The sequence below is a fragment of the Methylibium sp. genome, from assembly GCF_013817345.1.
In the GTDB taxonomy this organism is placed as follows: Bacteria; Pseudomonadota; Gammaproteobacteria; order Burkholderiales; family Burkholderiaceae_C; genus Methylibium.
Genome location: NZ_JACDCW010000087.1, coordinates 1 through 16,871, shown reverse-complemented (window position 1 = coordinate 16,871; position 16,871 = coordinate 1). Strand labels below are relative to the sequence as shown.

Here is a 16,871-nt window from a genome sequence, read left to right as displayed (position 1 = left end):
GCAAACGACGCCCGCCCGCCGCCGTGGACAACTCTCCACCGATATCAAACCCGCAGGGCTCCACTTATCGAAGCCGATTCGGTGTTCGAACAACCGGAGCCACCTCTCTAGTGGTACTCGACCCCACATCTGGTGGAGGCTCCATCCCATTTGAGGCCTTGCGGCTAGGCCATACCGTGGTTGCCAATGAACTCAACCCTGTGGCGACAACCATCCTTTATGCGACCTTGGACTACCCAGCCCGCTTTGGCCCGGGTTTGGCAGCCGATATCGAGACCTGGGGCCGGCGCATGCTTTCCCATGTAGAAAGTGAAATGGCGCCGTATTGCGAGTTCTCAGACATCCCGGATACAGAGTCTGCGGTGCTGAAGTCTGAACTGGTTAAGGCACCCGAACTGGTGCCGCAGTTCTCCAAAGAGCACGACTACATGGGGTTCCTCTACACCCGGTTGGTCAAGTGCCCTCACTGCGGCGGCGAGGCTCCACTGCTCAATACGTTTTGGCTGTCCAAAGAGGCTGCCGATTCGTGGGGCGTCCGTGTAGTGACCGATGGTGCACCCAAGAATGGGAAGGTCGCGTTTGAAGCCTACCGGGTCAAGAATGGCATGGGCCCACGCGGTGAAGACCCGGACGGATACACCGTCAGCGACGGCGTGGGACAGTGCATGCACTGCAGGCAGGCCATTGATGGAGACGAAATCAAATCCCAGGCTCGCGGCGAGTCGCAGCACGGCAAGTGGACCGACAGGCTCTACAGCGTCGTCGCCATTCGACTGCAGCCTAAGCTCGACAAACACGGCAACGTACAGCGCTTTGCGACTGGTGCCCGTGCCGGTCAGTTGAAGACCGAGAAGGTGCGCTATTTCCGGGCACCAAACGCCCGCGACTTTGAAGGTTTGCGGCTGGCGGAAGCCAGGCTCCGTGAAAACTGGGCACACTGGGATGAGGCGGGACTGATTCCTACCGAAGGCATCCCTGAACAGAGCAACTACAACCGGGGCCACCGGCTGTATGGCATCACGCGCTGGTGCGACATGTTCACGCCGAGGCAGCTACTGGGTCACCTTCTTCTGACCGAAGAGTTGAACCGACGTCAGCCAGAAATTGTTGAGCAACTTGGCGAGGCGCGCGGCAGGGCTGTCATCACATACTTGCAGTTCGCGCTGGACAAGGGCATTGATTACAACAGTGCATACACCCGTTGGGAGTTCACGCGGGGCGTAATCAAGGGAACGTTCTCACGCCACGACTTCTCCATGAAATGGACGTTCGGAGAAATGATTTTCTCCGGACCAAATTCGGGGGCGGCGTGGGGGCTGTCTCAAGTTCTTGACGCCTATAACGGGATTGCTGAATTGGTGAGGCCGGTCTTCGAGGCAACGAATGGACAACCGCCGGTAACAATCATCAATGGGTCAGCGGCGTCTATGACGGCCGTCGAAGCGGGCAGCGTAGACCTTGTGGCTCTGGACCCACCGTACTACAACAACGTGCAGTACGCAGAGTTGTCAGACTTCTTTTACGTTTGGCAAAAGCGCACCCTCACGGGCCAGTATCCAGAACTGTTCACTCGGCGGATGACTAACAAGAGCGACGAGGCCGTTGCGAATCCAGTGCGCGATGGCTCCGTTTCGGCTGCGTCAGCGGCCTACGAGCGGCTGATGACCGAAATCTTCCGAGATTGCCGCCGAGTGCTCCACGATGATGGCTTGATGACGATGATGTTCACACACAAGCAGCAAGAGGCTTGGGAGACGTTGACGCGTTCGCTCATCGAATCCGGATGGGAAATCACGTCAAGTTTCCCGGTCGAGTCTGAGGGCGAGAACTCGATGCACCAGAAAGATGTGGCAGCCGCTGCCAGCTCCATCTTCATCACCTGCCGCAAGCGCCCGCTCGAAGACCGACTGCCATCGACCTGGACGGGCATCGGGGGCACTGGCGTGGCCAACAAGGTGCGCGAGTCGGTGCGCCAGGCGCTCCTCGACTTCGAGCCCCTGCAGCTCAATCCGGTGGACCGGATGGTGGCGTCGTACGGACGGGCCTTACAGGTTCTTTCTGAGGCCTGGCCAGTGGTGGATGGCAACGAGCCGGTTGGCCCAGTTCGGGCCATGAACGAGGCAGCCCGCGTGGTTGCCGCGCAGGAAATCAATCGCATCACCCACGGGCGCCTGTCGGTCGACGACCTGGACCCCGAGACCTCGATGGCTTTGACGCTGTTCGGTATCTTCGGCCTGGGTGCGATGGCCTTTGACGAGGCCAACAACGTGGCCAAGTCGCTGAACGTGCGTATGGAGGCCAAGTCGGCGGGCTACCGCGTGGACGGCGGGGAACGGCTGCTGGGCTACAACCAGGAGGCGACGGGACGCCGTGGTCAGGCCCAGGCCAGCGATGACGTGGGCTATCACGCGCCGGTGGTGCGTAAGGGGTCCAAGTTGCGCCTGGCGCTGCCGGCCGAGCGTTCGGCCAAGCGCCTGGAAAGGCCACAGAGTTTGTGGGACGTGATGCAGGGCGCGCTGGTCAAGTACGCCCAGGGCGATATCCCGGTAGCACGGGCCTACCTGGAGACGCACGCCAAGGACCACATCGAGCGCATCACCGACTTGCTGGAGGTGTGGGCCCTGGAGTGCGGTGACCGCGCGCTCAAAAAGGCGGCCGACAGTTTGTTGTTTGGTCTGCGCATGCGGTCGGCCGCGGTGGCCTGATGACGGTACCAGCGGCCCCGCACGTCTTCCGGGACTGGAACTGGAGGCTGTCGTACAAGACCTCCGGGCTCAAGGCCGTCAGCATCCTGCATGACTTCTACATTCCGGCGCTGCAGCGCGCAACGCGATACGACCGGGTGGCTGGCTACTTCCGGTCAACGTCTCTGGCTGCGGCCTCGCAGGGGTTCTCGGCCTTTGTCGATAAACAGGGAAAGATGCGCCTGCTGGTGGGCGCGGACCTTGAACTCCACGATGTGGAGGCCATCCTCAAGGGCGAGTTGGAACGCCTGAGCCAAGGGCTGGCGGCCGCACTTGGGGAGCCTGCCGACTGGAGCGAGCCCGAAGCACGAGGAGTCGAGCTGCTGGCCTGGATGGTCAAGGTGGGCCTGCTGGAGGTTCGCGTGGCGCTGCGCGTGCATGCACAGACCGGGCGGGCCATTCCCGTGGAATCGCAGGTTGATGGGTACGTCCATGAAAAGTGGGCCGTGCTGGCCGATTCGGCCGGCGACCGGATGTACATCTCCGGGTCGCTGAACGAGTCCAAGACCGCACTGCTACTGAACGCGGAGAACATCGACGTGCACTGCGCTTGGCGCAGCGAAGAAGGTCGCGAACGCACTGACGAAGCCGAGGCTGAGTTTGCGGGGCTCTGGGCGAACGAGCATCCGGCGTTCAGGGTGCTCACGCTGCCTGAGGCCGTCAAGGCTAGGTTGATTTCCTTTGCCGAGGGCGATGGCAAAGCCATCGACCCACCGGCCGAGCCGCCCAAGGAGGTGGACGGCACCAGCGCTGCGCCGGTGGACATCAAGCCTTCAGTGGTGGAATGGCTCGCCTTCAAGTTCATCCAGGATGCACCGCGCATGCGCAACGGGCAGTACCTGGGCATCGAGACCGCGCCTATCGAGGCCTGGCCACATCAGCGCATCGTGGCGCGGCGACTGGTGGATGGCTGGCCGCTCTCTTGGATGCTGTGTGACGAGGTGGGTCTTGGCAAGACCATCGAAACCGGCCTCGCACTGCGCGCTTTGGTGCTATCCGGTTATGTGAAGCGGGTATTGATTGCCGCGCCGGCCAGCGTGGCTCCGCAGTGGCAGCACGAGTTGGCCGATAAATTCTTCCTGCCCTTCACCCGGGCGATGACGGGTGGCAAGAACCGACACAAGGTACTGTTCCCTTCTGAGATGGAGCAGCCGGCGACGTCGCTGTACTCGACGGACCTGAACATCGTTTCAACCGGCTTGCTGGTGCGAGAGCAGCGTCAGGCCGACCTGAAGGCGGCCGAGAACTGGGACGTGGTGCTTTTGGACGAAGCTCACTACGCACGCCGTTCAAACCCGACCCAGTGGGCAGAGCGTCCGCCCGAGTGGAACAAGCTGTTCAAGGTGACCAAGGATGTGCTGCGCGCGAAGACCCGCAGCCTGTGGCTGGCGACAGCTACGCCGATGCAGATTGAGCCGATAGAGGCGGTCGACCTGGCTACGTTGACGAGGCGACTAGGCCCGTTCGGGGACGAGACACAGATTGCGCTGGCCTACTACGAGCTGCTCGGGGAACTGCGGCGCGGTCTGACTCTGGAGGACCTCGAATGGTCTTTCCTCGCTCGGGTGGTCCGGCATGTGATGACCCATGACGAAGCGGTTGCCGGGTTCGTGCGGCGCACGCTGCTGCGGGGACGGGACCGCCGTGACCTAGAGCAGTGGCTGAAGACCATCGAGTCGGCGCCGTCTGCGCCCGTGGCGCCCGCCCGCAAGGCGGTCACTCGCCTGCTGTTCGCGGTCGCGCCTTTGTCGCGGGTGATGATGCGGCACAACCGGGGACTGCTTCAGAAGTACCGTGAGCACGGCAAGCTTGCAGGCAACCTGGCCGAACGGCGCGTATTGCTGCCGACGGTGGAACTAACCTCAGAGGACCGTGCGGTTTACGAGTTGTTCGAACCGTACTGCCAGGAGTTGTCAGAGCAGGTCAAGACATACAGCCAGCAACGGACGGCCATCGGCTTCATGCTGAGCTTCTTCAACTTGCGCTTCGCATCCAGCTACAAGGCCATCCTCGACACGCTGCGGCGCCGAAACAACAAGGTGCAGTTGGCGCTCGATGGTCAGCTGCCTGTGCAGCAAGGCTGGGACGAGGACGACTGGGAAGAAGCGGTCGACGACCAGGACGAAGGCACGGAAGACCCTGTGACCTTCGCCGGCCTTCACACGCGCAGCCGCAGTGACTTGCAGTGGGAGCACGACGAACTGGGCAAGCTGATTGGCCTGATGGAGCCCCTCGCCCAGAAGCAGTCACCCAAGGTCCGAGCACTTCTGCAGGTGCTGAAAGGCCGGTCATTGCCGAGTGGCAGGGTTCGGCAGCTTGTCCTGTTCACGCGCTTCTACGACACGTTGTTGGACATCCAGTCATGGATTGAACGCAGCGCGCCGGCGGTCCGGGTGGGCGTCTTCGCCGGCCCACGGTGTGCTTACATGGACGGCGCGCCGCTCGTGTGGCGCAGCGCCACACGCGAGGAGGTCAAACGCCGCTTCGTGAACGGTGAGATTGATGTGCTGTTGTGTACGGACGCGGCTGCTGAAGGCCTGAACTTGCAGACTGCGGACCTGCTGGTCAACTTCGACCTGCCTTGGAACCCGATGAAGGTAGAGCAGCGCATCGGCCGCATCGACCGTATCGGGCAACGGCACAACGTCATCTACGTTGCCAACCTTGCGTATCCAGGCACCGCCGAGGAGGAGTTGTACGTGCGCTTGCAACAGCGCATCGGTGGCGCCGCTGGGACCGTCGGTGCGCAGCAAACCATCCTACTGCCTGTGCTACCCAACGACCTCCGACAACTTGCAGCGAAGGAGATTACCCGCGAGCAGTTGGAGCAGCGGGTGAAGCAACGGTTGCAGCAAGTCCAGGCCCGGGCACAGGCGATGGAGCTAACGCCGGACGAGCTCTATGTCATCTACGCATCGCTGGACGACGAGATGGCGCGCGAGCAGCTGCCCATTACGCTGGAGCAGATGTACGGCGCGTTGGTGTCGTCCTTGACCTTGAAGTCACTGGGCTCTGAGGTGGTCCCGACCGAACATGGAGAAGCGTTGCTGGTTCGCGGTATCCCGGGCACGGAACCCTTTCTGTTGACAGCTGCCAGAGCCCTTTATGAGCGAGGCCTCGCGGCGCGGCCGGAGTCGCTGCACTTCGCCACGTGGGGCGACCCGGCATTCGAACTTGTCGTGGACTTCATGGTGGGGCAACGCGAAAAGTGTGAGGAACTCGGCCGCTCGGAGCAGACTGCCCCCGGGAGTTCGGCTTCACTGGTTCGCTGGTGCCTGCGGATGCCTGGCGGCCATCAGATGGTCATCGAGCGCTTCGACCAACTGCCGGCTGATGTGCAGAGCCCTGTTGCTGCCAATGAAGACCTCGCCTGTCAGGCCGCCCTGCGAGCTGCGGATGAACTGCGCATGCGGCTTGATGGATGCGCGCGCACGGAGGCTGTGTCGACGACCGCTGGCAAAACCCATCGCCGGTCGCACCTGCTGGCTGCAGGAAGTCTGCTGGCCAGCGCGCCACCCAACGCCCCGCTCAACGACATCGGTCAGTACTTGCCCGACGCCACACGGACCCTGCGAACGACGCGCCTTGAGCCCGCCGCAGTCAGTGAGGAGCAGGCTCTCGGCCTGCTGGAAGCCGCAGGCTCATCGCTGTATGTGCCGGGGTTCTACCAACCGTACATCGTCAACACGCTCAAGAAAGAGCGCGCTGTGTTGAAGAAGGCTCGGCGCGGAAGCGCTGACGCGGAAATTGCGCTCGGTGAACTGGTGCAGCGCATGACAAAACTTGCAAAGGAGCTTGGAAGTTAAGCGAAGACCCTCGATAGCAACTGGTCAACTACAAACACCACGGACAGGGAGCGGTAGATGGCATTCGTAGGTATCCGGGGCGCGACCCTATTGAAGGATGCGGTTGAACTTCAAGCGCATCTCGCCACATTGCTGAGGCTGGAGAACGTCGGCCTTTTGCTGGGAGCCGGTGCGTCAGTTGCTGCCGGCGGCAAGACCATGTGGAGCCTGTGGACCGACTTTGTCGACACGGCTCCCGATGAGGCGCAGTGGATGGTCGACAGAGGATTTGTCGAGCCAGTTGCGGTCGCCGAACCGGCCGAACGCATCGTTCCGAATGTCGAACGCCTTGGCGATGCGTTGGAGATTGCTCGCGTCGAGTGGCGTCGTCAGAACAGTGTTGACCTGCCAGCGCTTGAACATGCACGTGCTCAGCTAGCCCGCGCTGTGGTGCGCGCCGCCCAGTTGCAGCCGGCTTGGTGGACTTCGCCAGGCGGCGCGGAAGCTGATGCCGAGCAGCTAAGGCACCACCGGACCATCCTGCAGAAGTTGGTTGCCGCCCGGCAGCCGGGCCAGGCCGCGCCATGGGTGTTCACCACGAACTACGACCTGGCCATCGAGTGGGCAGCAGAGTCCATTGACCTTCAAGTCGTCAACGGATTCCTCGGAGTCCATGGGCGCCGCTTTTCGCCCCAAAGTTTTGACCTGGGCTTCCGCAACACACAGGCGCGCGGTGAAGCGCGCTTTGGTGTCTACAACATCTACCTGGCCAAGCTCCATGGGTCGTTGAGCTGGCGAGAGGACGCGGACCAAGTCTATGAGGTGCAGGCCCCGCTGGCGGGGCTGCAAATCCAGGAGTTTCTTGACGAGGTGGGCAAAACCGAGCTCGGCCTCATGGTCATGCCCAGGGCCGCGAAGTACATGCAGACCATTGGCTACGTGCTGGGCGAGCTGTTCCGACGTTTTTCGGAGTTCCTCTCCCGTCCGCAAGCCAGCCTGCTGGTGTGCGGCTACGGTTTCGGAGACGAGCACATCAATCGCTTGCTGCGCTCGGCGCTGCTGAATCCGACGTTGCAACTGGTGGTGTACTTCCCCGGATTCAGCGGCGATGCCTTAGACCCGGCCTTGCCGCCCGCGTTGCGAAAGCTTCTCTCCCTGAGAAACCCCAGGGTCACCGTCGTGGGCGGTGGGGCAGAGGCGCATCTCGACAAGTTGGCCGCACAGTTGCCAGACCCATTACTGTACGACGACGACATGCGCAAGCTGGAGAAAGCCCTCCGAGAGCCGTTGGCTACGGCCGCCGGCGCCGTGGCGCCAGAATTTGAGGACCTCGCGTGAGAAGCCGCCAGCCTGTCGGTTACGTTGTGCAGATTGATGGTGCTGAGGTCACGCTGAATCTTTTGGACATGCATCGGGGTCAGGTAGCTTCACACCTTCAGGGAGTCTCTTCCGTGACGGAGGTGGGCAGCCTGCTCGCCCTCGATGCGGGAAGCCGCGTCCTCGTTATGAAGGTGATGGCGCTGAGCTTTGCCGAACCCAGGGAAGCGCATCGCTTGGGGGTCGGTTCGAGTGCTCATCAGTCGGAACCCTTGCGCAACGTCGCAGGTCTAGTGGTAGGGCAGCTTATTCGGCAAGGCAGGACAACGAGATTCATCAGCGACTCGTTGCCCACGCCGCCGCTCGGCGCCGAGGCATTTCCCTTGACCGGCAGCGAATTGGCGGCCTCGCTCGGTCACACTGAAGACGAGGACTTGCCCATCGCCCTTGGCCAGGACCTGCGAGGTGGAGGCACTCTTCGGGTCGGGCTTGAAAGCTTGTTGTCGCGGCATGTCGCCGTGCTGGGCAGCTCCGGGCAAGGAAAGAGCTGTTTTACCGCGGCGGTGCTTCAACAAATTGTTCGGCTGCCGCAGGCACGCATCGTCATCTTCGACATCAATGACGAGTATTCAGACGCTTTCGAACTGCCCGACCTACCGCCTGGGGCAGTGAAGCTGACAACGTTGGGTGGCAATGAGGAGAACTCGTTCAAGGTGCCCTACTTCGCGCTTGGGCGGTTCGGGCTTCATCGGTTACTAATCCCCAGCGAGAAGACGCAGCGCCCGGCGCTGTCATTCGCACTGGAACACCTTAACAAGGTGCGGTGGTTCGACAACGATAAGGGGGCTGGTCTTGCTGGAGATGCAAGGGCGTTCCTCTTTGACGACTGCCGACAGGCTGGAGCCGGCGATGCCGAGTCCAGAGTTCAGCGCCTTCGCGCTGGCACGGCGCCGCTTGGCAACGAGTGGCCTCACATGGCGGCATTGGCCGCGCTCGTAGCGGAAAGTCATAGCATCCAACCGGGGCGCAACGGCGCCGAACGTTCAAGCTTTCACTACTCCAACGTCTCGCCTTTGGTCACGCGCATCCACAGGTTCGCCGAGGACCCGATGTTCACGGACGTGGTGGACGTCTCGGGTGGCGCGGGTCGCGGAGGGGCGCTGTCGTGGGGTGCGGAATCTGCTCAACTGGTGGAGCGGATTTTCGGCGGCCAGCATGTCGACTGGCGCGTTCACATCATCAACCTTCGTCGCGTCTCTCATGACCTGACGCCGTTCGTTCTGGGCTCATTGCTGGAACTGTACGCGTACGAACTGTTTCGGCGCGGGCAAGCGCAATCGGTGCCGACGCTGTTAATTCTCGAAGAGGCACACCACTACATGCGTCCGATTGGCTCTGGAGAGGAAGCCAACGAGAACTCTCTCGCCTATGAGCGTCTCGCCAAAGAGGGTCGCAAGTTTGGTCTTGCGCTCTGGCTCAGTACACAACGGCCTTCCGAAATCTCGCCGACGGTCCTGTCTCAGTGCAACAACTGGGTCACCTTCCGGCTCACCTCGGAGAAGGACCTGAACGCCGTGCAAACCGCAAGCGAATGGGCGGACCGGCGCGAAGTTCGTCGCATCGCAGGTTTGGCCCGACAGACGGCGATTGTCTTCGGCGGGAGTATTTCAATGCCAACGATGTTGCGTGCGCTAGACGCCTCACCACGCCCGCGTTCGGACGACGGTGCCTTTCGAAATTGGGGGCAGGCCGTTCCGCAAGTCGACGCGGCCGCTTACGATGAATTTTGATATCACGAGACGCCTCTTGGCCAAGTCGGCCAGGCACGTTCACGCACATCGCCTTGGAGAAGCCCTTGTCTATCTCCGCGGGTCTAGATGATGGCGATGGTCCGAGCCAATACCAACTACTAAGGCTTCCTTTGCCGTCTGTCTTCTCGTGGGTAGATTCAAAAGCAGCAGCAAGGTAATCTCTAGAGACGCACAGACATACGGTTGCTCGGCGGATAGTCGGCATGACCAAGTATCGAGCCGTCTGGGAAAATGCTGTAGTCACCTCTGCCGTCCGTCACCTGCCTAGGCAGGTCAGCCAGCATGTCCTGGAGACCTCTTTCGGGGGAATGGAGAGCCCGGGAAATCGACTGCAAGACCTTATAGTCAATGCCGAGGAAAGGCGAGGGCCACATCGCGAGTCGTGGCCAGGGATAGTTCATCTCTCGAAACGCATATGTCCTGCCATTCACTTCCTGCAAGAGAAAGATTTCATCTGACGGCTCACTACCATCACTGAATGGCTCGACCAGACGGCTGGCCGCACTATTTAGCCCCATTGCGCGCAACCACGCGCTGTAGTTCTCGCGCCGTACCTGGTCTGGGCCAATCGGAATGCTGCTTGCGTCGGCATCGTCACCTTGAGGGTCAACGACGAAAAGCGCTGACGGGTGCCAAGAGTCTTCGCGCAAGCAACTGTAAACGACATACCCATTGCTCGGCGGGGGTTGAAGAAGGCTCATCCAGGGGTCAATTTGATTCTCTAAGGCATCCTTGAGGACGCGCTTTATGGCGGTTGGGTCGTTTTCATGGAGTGTGAAGCTACCCTTTGACTCGAATAGCACGGACTGCTGGTCGTTGGCGAACAAGAAGTCCGCCATCGCTTTGTTCTTGTGAGCGACACCGGTGGCCCCCGTCGGCAGTGATTCGACGTAGGAGCGCAAGTGGGCCGCAAACTTCATTCCCAGGCTGTGCCCGTACAAGATTGTTAGTCCTTGCCCGACCCTCCCAGACAGGCTTGTCAATGAGAAGTCGTTCAGCGCCTTGCTGGCTCCATTTTTGAGCGCAACAGGAGCTGCGCCGAAGTCAATGAGGTTGCTCGCTTGAAGCAAGAACCCAATGCCTGGCATCCATAGGCTTCGCCGGTCGAGGTAATCCGCCTTCACGATGGCATGCGCCAGGCCCCAGCCGTTGAAGCTGAGGCTTGGCTGTTGGGTTGCCAATTGGGAAAATTGCGGTGAATTCGGCAGCCGCTTCTTGCGTACAACGGCTTCACTCCATTCATAGACCTCGATAGACGTACTCGAAAGTGAGTGGACAAATTCGGCGATGACATTGAACACGGCGGTTCTCTCTGTGCGTTCGTTTTGAGCCATGTTAGGACCAAGCCGTCGCTTAGCGACGAGCCGAACTCCCGCGAAGGACATACAGCGCGAATGCTTCGCCAAGCGCTACTGCTTTCCAGCACAGCGCGCGAGGTCTGCACGTGTTGCTTCAGGGCTTGTCGTCGATGGTGCACCCTGGGAAGGCAACCTCAACAGTTCTGAAAGGCTCACGCACGTACAGATGAGAAAGCGCCACTCCTCCGAACGGTACGGGTGACTAGACCGCCGCCGCCCAAGTGGGGCTGGCCTCCCAAAGCAGTTCACGCACCCATGATTGACTCAAGCGCCTCGAGTCCAGCATCTGCTGAACAAATGACAGCGGCATCCCCGACGCGACGTACTCACTGACGGAAGTTGCAACGCAGTGATGCAAAGCGCACCAGCGCATCGGAGAGCGCGCCCGCGCCATCGAGGTCGACCTTGGACGACCTCTGCCCTGCCAAGTCGCCGCACGTTGGTGCGTGGCTTGTGTTGTGCGCGCCGTCCCGCGAACGCTATCTGGCGAACCGTGAGGGACCCCCGTCTTCAACGCTGGGTCAGCCGGGAACGGTCCTTCACCTGCGGTCGTTCGGTGAGTTTGCGCGTGTGCGGCCAAGTCTCGGAGCGGCACAAACGCTCTCACTAGCGCCGCCAGTGAACCATCGGGACGCATCTCAAGGTGGTCGATGGTGAAGACACCGTCATCGCGGTAGTCCTTGATTCTGCGAGGGCGAGCGGCAGGGTCCTCCGCTGAGGCAATGACTGAGTAGCCAGCCACACCGCAGGACGCGCCTAGGCCGACGCCCGCAGCCAAGCGTTGCTACACTTTGAACGGGTGCTTGCGCCAGGCGGTCAGCGAGGTGGAACTTTCTGGCAATTTTCTGGCAATCGCATCGGGATTCGAGTGCGGAAGGCTGCGTTTGACTGCGTTTCTCTGCGGTCTAAGTGCTTGATTTTGTTGAATGTTGCGTGTTGGAGTTGTAACGCTGCGCACGCGGATGTCGATTGAAAATCCGCGTGTCGGTGGTTCGATTCCGCCCCGAGCCACCAGATCTCCCGTTCATAGAATCTAAAGCGATCCCGGAACGTCAAAAAGCCCTCGAGGTTCAACGCTCGAGGGCTTTTTTAATGCGCGGGCGGCGCTTCGGCTTGAGAGTTCGGGGGCAGACCAAGGACGCTGTCGCTCGACACTCCTCAAATCGAACAGGCGCGTTTCACATTCCTTCCGACAGCAGCGGCGGTTGGGTCAGATCGGCGTCGACATTCATCAGCACGCTCGCCAGCTCGAGCGTGCGCCACAGCGGTGCCGGCATCTGCATGATGGCTTCCGGGGTTCTGGCATGAGCGATCCAGGCTCCGATCTGGGAATGCTGGGCAGACGTCAGCAGCTTGCGACTCAACATCTCGTTCAGTGTTTGCATGCGCAGCCTTTGTTTGTTGACGGGCAATGCACTGCCCGTTTGTGGCGGTCGCTCCCCGCGACGCAGGCGTTCACACCGGCACGCCCACACCCTTCTTGCCGCGGCTCAAGTCCACGCCGAGCTGCTTCAACTTGCGGTACAGGTGAGTGCGCTCCAGCCCGGTTTTTTCGGCCACGCGGGTCATGCTGCCGTTCTCGCGCGCGAGATGGAATTCGAAGTACGCTTTCTCGAACGCATCGCGCGCTTCACGCAGCGGCCGGTCGAGCTCGAAGCTTTGTTCCGGCTGAAGGCCGAGGGCGACCGGTGGCGCAAACGCGCCCGGCGCAGCAGGCGGGGCCGGCTCGACGACGCTATCGTCGTGCTCGCTGGCATGCAGCGGCACCGGGGCCGCCGGCGCCAGCCGCGCTTGCGGTTTGGCCAGGCCCTGCTCGACCGCGCGCAACAATTTCTGCAGCGTGATCGGCTTTTCCAGGAAGGCCATGGCACCGAACTTGATGGCCTCGACCGCGGTGTCGATCGTGCCGTGGCCCGACATCATGATCACCGGCATCGACAGCGCGCCGGAGGCGCCCCACTCCTTGAGGAGCGTCACGCCGTCGACGTCGGGCATCCAGATGTCGAGCAGCACCAGATCGGGCCGGGCGCGCTCGCGGGCGGCGCGAGCCTGAGCGGCGTTCTCAGCCACTTCGACGCTGTGGCCCTCGTCGCCCAGGATGTCCGAGAGCAGTGCCCGGATGCCGAGTTCGTCGTCAACTACAAGAATCGTGGCCATGAAGTCTCAGTGGGAGGCAACCGCCGTCTCGGCGGGTCTGCCGGCCTCGCCCTGACGGGAAAGGATTTTCGAAAATGATAGCGAAACTTGCGCGCCGCCGGCCGTTGCTGCACCGCCGTCGGCCGCAGGCAGGCCGGGAAGATTGAACAATCGCACCCGCGCCGCATGCTCATCGGCGATCTTCTTTACGACCGCCAGGCCCAGCCCGGTGCCTTTGGTCTTGGTCGTCACGTAGGGCTCGAACGCCCGCTTGAGCACGCGTTCGCTGAAGCCGGGCCCATTGTCGGTGACGATCAGGCGCACCGCGCGCCAGCCCTCCTTTTCACCTTGCAAGCCCTGCACGCCTGCAACCGAATGCACACCTTCCGTGCGCAGGTGCACCCGGCCGCCGGGCTGCTCGGCGACCGCGTCGAGCGCGTTCTGGGTCAGGTTGTGGACGACCTGGCGCAACTGGGTCGCGTCGCCCTCGATGAGCGGCAGCGCCTCGGCCAGCTCGACGTGCAGCCGCCCGGCCTCCTGCGCCTGCGCATACAGGCCGAGCACCTCGCCGACCAGGGCATTGAGGTCGAGCGGCGCGAGTTGCGCGGCCGGCAGGCGGGCGTAGTCGCGGAACTCGTTGACCAACTGCTTCATCGCCTGCACCTGAGTGACGATGGTGGCGACCGACTTGACGAGCACGGCTTCGTCCGGCCCGTCGAGCTTGGCGGCCAGCTTGTGCTGCAGCCGCTCGGCGGATAGCTGGATCGGCGTGAGCGGGTTCTTGATCTCGTGTGCCAGACGCCGGGCGACCTCGCCCCAGGCCTCGGCGCGCTGGGCCGAGACCAGCTCGGTGATGTCGTCGAAGACGGTCAACCGCGCCGCGCCGGGCAGTTGCGCGCCGCGCACCAGGAGCGTGACCGCGTCGCGGTCGGGCACGGTGCTCTTGAGTTCGAACGAGTCCTGCCACTGATCGCGCTCGCCGACTTCCGGGCCGACTTCGAGCTGTTCGAAGCGCTGGGCGAGCATCGCATCGAAGCCCTCGAGCCCCGGCACCTCGGCCAGCCCCCTGCCGACGTAGGCCGACAAGGGCAACCGCAAAATTCGGGTGGCACCGGGATTGATGCTGTCGATGCGGCCGGCCGGGTCGAACACGATGACGCCGGCGCTCATGTTGTCGAGGATGGTCTGCAGCTTGGTGCGCGCCGCCTCCAGCTCGCTGACCGTGCGCTCGACCAGCGCGCGCGCATCGGCGAGCTGCTGGGTCATCTGGGCAAACGAGCGCGTCAGGCCGCCGAGTTCGTCGCGCGAGGCGAACACCGCCTTGGGGCTGAGGTCGCCGCGCGCGACCTCGCGCACGCCGCCGGCCAGCAGCAACAGCGGGCGCGCCAGGCGGTTGCCGAAGGTCACGGCAAGCAGCACGGCGCCGAACACCGCCAAGATCAGCGTGAGCGTCAGCGTGCCGATGTACATCTTGCGCAGCCCCTCGCGCGCCAGCGAGCGCTGCTGGTACTCGCGGTAGGCGCTCTGCACGGCCAGCGCGTTGGCCGCGAGCTGGGCCGGCAGCAGCTGCGTGATCATCAGGTAGTTGTCCTCGGCACCGAGCGAAAAGCTGGTCGAGGGGATCAGCGCCACCGCTCGCATCCGCGGCTGCGGCGCCGGGCCCGCGTCGGCACCTTGGCCGATGGCGTCATCGTCCAAACCTTCCAGCTGGGTCGTCACGCGGCTCGTGCGGGCGGCGCGCAGCAGCGTGGCCGAGGGCCGCTCGGGCGCCAGCACGCCGCCGATTCCGGCCGTACCGGCGCTGGCCAGCACCTGGCCCGCAGAGCCCAGCACCGCGGCCTCCTGCGCGCTCAGTTGCTCGCGCACGCGCTCCAGCGCCAGGGGCCGCGCGCGCTCGCCCGACTCGGCCAGCCGTTCGGCGGCGAGCCGAGTCTTGCCGGCCAGGTCGTTCACCAGCGCGTCCAGCGTGCCGCGGCCGAGGTTCAGGCCGGCATCGAGCGCGCCCTCCACCCGCACGTCGAACCAGCTCTCGATGCTGCGCGAGACGAACTGGTAACTCACTGTGTAGACCAGCACACCGGGCAGCAGGCCGACCAGCGCGAAGATCCCGGCCAGCCGCAGCAACAGCCGAGAGCCGAATTGCCCCCGCGCGACCCGCACCAGCAACCGCAGGCCGGCCCCCGCGATGACCAGGACCAGCAGTCCGGCGATGACCACGTTGACCCACAGCAGCCAGTTGTAGTAGCGCTCGTAGAACTCGCGGTTGTTGGTGGCGATCGCGAGAAGGAAGGTCAGCACCAGCGCTGCGGCGATGGTCGCAGCCAGCGAGACGATCCACATCCAGCGCGACGTGCCGCCGTCCGCACGGCGCGACAGCAGCAGCCCGAGGCGCCGGCGCCAGCGTAGGGGGTGCGAACTCACGGCGTGAGCCTACCCTGCGGGCCTAGCGCAGCGCGGCCGATGGCGCCGCAGCCGGTGGGCTGGGCGGCGGCACAGCGAGCGTGCGTTCGATGGCCAGCTCCCAGTCGGCTTCACCCTCGAAGCCGATCTGCAGCGGCCGCGGCAACTGCGAGGTGTCGAGCCGGAAGCTGAACTCGACATAGTGGTCGGCGCCGACCTCCAGCGCATCGGCGTCGGCCAGCTTCCAGCGCGTGGCGCGCTCGATGGCGCCGAGCGCACCGGCCAGGGTGTCGTAGTTGTCGCTCAGGCTGCCGAAATTGACGCGGTAGCGCCGAGTCAGCGGCTGCCAGGTCAGGCGCCAGTTCCGGGTGGCCTCGGCAACACGGGCGTCTCGCCAGTACCAGCGGGGCCGCCACACCTCGGAGTGAGCCACGAAGTACAGCGGCACGCCCTTTCTCAGGGCCTGCTCGACGGCCTGCGGCAGCACGACCTGGACATCGTAGGCCAGCAGCAGCCCCTCTTCATTGCGCGTGAGATCCAGGCCGAGCAGGTCGAAGCCGTCGGCTGCGGCGGGAGGCCCGGCCAAGCCGAGCAGCACTGCGACGAACGCCAGCAGCGACCAGCCCCGCCCGGTGCGCCGGCCCGCGCGGGCTTGGAAACAGCATCGGACCCAGGCGGTGAACACGTCGGCAAGGAATTCTGGTCAGGGGCTTGAATAAGGGCCGGAGGGGGCGGTCAGGCCACGCGTTTGTCGAGCAAGGCGTAGAAAAAAGCATCCGTCTCGGGCGGCGGCGCCGGCTCCGTCCCCTGCGGTGGATTGTCGGGGACGCCCAGCAGGCGACCGGCGCAAGGCCGTAGGCTGGCGTCGGGCGCGCGTTGCAAAAAAGCGTCGATCTGCTGCTCGCCTTCGGCCCGGAACAAGGAGCAGGTGGCGTAAAGCAGCCGCCCGCCGGGTTTGAGCAGCGGCCACAGCGCGAGCAGCAGCCGGGCCTGGGTCTGCGCCAGCGCCGCCACGTCGCCCGGGCGGCGCAGCCAGCGCACGTCGGGGTGGCGGCGCACGATGCCCGAAGCGGTGCAGGGCGCGTCGAGCAAGATGGCATCGAAGGGCCGCCCGTCCCACCAGGTGTCCGGCGCGCCGGCGTCGGCCGCCTGCAGCTCGGCCCTCAGCCCGAGGCGCTGGAGTGTTTCCTGCACCTTGACGAGGCGCTTCGAATCGGCGTCAAGCGCCAGCAGGTCCGGATCGGCCAGTTCGAGCAGGTGCGCCGTCTTGCCGCCGGGCGCGGCACAGGCGTCGAGCACGCGCGCGCCGGCTGGCAGGGC

The 16,871-nt window shown here is 63.5% G+C and carries 9 protein-coding genes and 1 pseudogene; 4 read left to right on the top strand and 6 right to left on the bottom strand.

Annotated features, from left to right (window positions below; all coding sequences use genetic code 11):
• Positions 1 to 176: 176 nt before the first annotated feature.
• The 4 genes from H0W40_RS15100 to herA are packed head-to-tail and all read left to right on the top strand — an operon-like array spanning position 177 to position 9,636.
• Positions 177 to 2,705 carry a hypothetical protein gene (locus tag H0W40_RS15100; RefSeq protein ID WP_292447694.1) on the top strand — a complete coding sequence of 843 codons (2,529 nt, stop codon included), beginning with the start codon at positions 177 to 179 and terminating at the stop codon, positions 2,703 to 2,705.
• Positions 2,705 to 6,550, top strand: coding sequence for a helicase-related protein (locus H0W40_RS15095; protein ID WP_292447692.1), 3,846 nt, complete (start codon positions 2,705 to 2,707; stop codon positions 6,548 to 6,550). Before H0W40_RS15100 ends, H0W40_RS15095 begins: the two co-directional genes overlap by 1 nt.
• Positions 6,551 to 6,607: 57 nt before the next feature.
• A complete protein-coding gene (locus H0W40_RS15090) occupies positions 6,608 to 7,867 on the top strand; it encodes an SIR2 family anti-phage-associated protein (protein WP_292447689.1) in 1,260 nt (419 codons plus the stop codon).
• Positions 7,864 to 9,636, top strand: coding sequence for an anti-phage-associated helicase HerA (gene herA, locus H0W40_RS15085; protein ID WP_292447686.1), 1,773 nt, complete (start codon positions 7,864 to 7,866; stop codon positions 9,634 to 9,636). Before H0W40_RS15090 ends, herA begins: the two co-directional genes overlap by 4 nt.
• A 182-nt stretch (positions 9,637 to 9,818) precedes the next feature.
• On the opposite strand, the gene H0W40_RS15080 is transcribed toward herA, so the two are convergent.
• From H0W40_RS15080 to H0W40_RS15055, 6 genes and pseudogenes are all read right to left on the bottom strand, one after another.
• Positions 9,819 to 10,958 carry a hypothetical protein gene (locus H0W40_RS15080; protein ID WP_292447684.1) on the bottom strand — a complete coding sequence of 380 codons (1,140 nt, stop codon included), beginning with the start codon at positions 10,956 to 10,958 and terminating at the stop codon, positions 9,819 to 9,821.
• Between the two features lie 1,235 nt (positions 10,959 to 12,193).
• Positions 12,194 to 12,400 carry a hypothetical protein gene (locus H0W40_RS15075; protein ID WP_292447682.1) on the bottom strand — a complete coding sequence of 69 codons (207 nt, stop codon included), beginning with the start codon at positions 12,398 to 12,400 and terminating at the stop codon, positions 12,194 to 12,196.
• 70 nt (positions 12,401 to 12,470) lie between these two features.
• Positions 12,471 to 13,172, bottom strand: a complete 702-nt coding sequence (locus H0W40_RS15070) for a response regulator (protein ID WP_292447680.1) — start codon at positions 13,170 to 13,172, stop codon at positions 12,471 to 12,473.
• A gap of 6 nt (positions 13,173 to 13,178) precedes the next feature.
• Positions 13,179 to 15,491 (bottom strand): ATP-binding protein, encoded by a 2,313-nt coding sequence (locus H0W40_RS15065; RefSeq protein ID WP_292447698.1) that lies wholly within the window; start codon positions 15,489 to 15,491, stop codon positions 13,179 to 13,181.
• 103 nt (positions 15,492 to 15,594) lie between these two features.
• The gene (locus tag H0W40_RS15060) at positions 15,595 to 16,236 is read right to left on the bottom strand and encodes a DUF4390 domain-containing protein (protein WP_292447677.1); all 642 of its coding nucleotides are present in this window, start codon (positions 16,234 to 16,236) and stop codon (positions 15,595 to 15,597) included.
• A gap of 50 nt (positions 16,237 to 16,286) precedes the next feature.
• Positions 16,287 to 16,871 (bottom strand): annotated as a pseudogene (locus H0W40_RS15055) (16S rRNA (cytosine(967)-C(5))-methyltransferase RsmB); the annotation flags it as partial.

What these genes read in the sequence shown, in the direction of transcription:
- H0W40_RS15095 (WP_292447692.1), top strand. Translation starts at nt 2,705, where the DNA reads ATGACGGTACCAGCGGCCCCGCACGTCTTCCGGGACTGGAACTGGAGG.
- H0W40_RS15070 (WP_292447680.1), bottom strand. Translation starts at nt 13,172, where the DNA reads ATGGCCACGATTCTTGTAGTTGACGACGAACTCGGCATCCGGGCACTG.
- H0W40_RS15075 (WP_292447682.1), bottom strand. Translation starts at nt 12,400, where the DNA reads ATGCAAACACTGAACGAGATGTTGAGTCGCAAGCTGCTGACGTCTGCC.
- H0W40_RS15090 (WP_292447689.1), top strand. Translation starts at nt 6,608, where the DNA reads ATGGCATTCGTAGGTATCCGGGGCGCGACCCTATTGAAGGATGCGGTT.
- H0W40_RS15065 (WP_292447698.1), bottom strand. Translation starts at nt 15,491, where the DNA reads ATGTGGATCGTCTCGCTGGCTGCGACCATCGCCGCAGCGCTGGTGCTG.